The sequence below is a fragment of the Mitsuaria sp. TWR114 genome, from assembly GCF_007997345.1.
In genome coordinates this window covers 1-611 of record NZ_VOSR01001068.1, presented here as the reverse complement: position 1 = coordinate 611, position 611 = coordinate 1, and the positions used below count along the sequence as shown (strand labels likewise).

General features: G+C 71.4%; 1 protein-coding gene. It reads right to left on the bottom strand.

From position 1 onward, the window contains the following. A partial coding sequence (locus tag FUT87_RS27415; RefSeq protein WP_147243018.1) for a diguanylate cyclase domain-containing protein occupies positions 1-611 on the bottom strand: 611 nt, incomplete at both ends.

Genomic DNA, 611 nt, shown 5'->3' with positions numbered 1-611 from the left:
TCGTTGACCTGCTTGAAGTGGTCGATGTCCAGCAGCACCAGCGACAGCGGCTGGCCGTAGCGACGCCAGCGGTCGAATTCCTCGCCGCCGGCCTGCAGCACCGCGCGGCGCGTCAGCGCGCCGGTCAGCGCGTCGCGGGTGGCGAGCAGCTCGAATTCCTCGCGCACCCGCTCGCTGGCCATCAGCAGGACGCCCACGCTCAGCAGCAGCACGCTGAAGCAGTAGCTGGCGATGTAGGCGGTCTGCACCGTCGTCATCGCGAAGCGCGAGGACTGCGCCCCGTCCACCCAGAAGCTCGCCAAGCCGCGCCCGACCAGCACGACCGCCTGCAGCAGCAGCGTGCCCGCGATCAGGCGCGCCGCGAAGCCGCGGCCGTCCCGCAGGACCAGCCGCGCGTGCGCCAGCACGCAGGCCGTCATCGTCCCGGTGAACACGACCATGCGCACGCGGTAGTCGGGCCGGATCAGGAACCAGGTCAGCACCGCCAGGCTCAGCAGCGCGATCGCGCCCCACAGCCGCCAGGTCACCGGCCGGCCGAAGAAGCGCTGCGAGCCGAAATAGAAGAGCCCGCAGCCCGTCAGCAGCAGCGCGTTGCCGGTCTGCGCGACGAC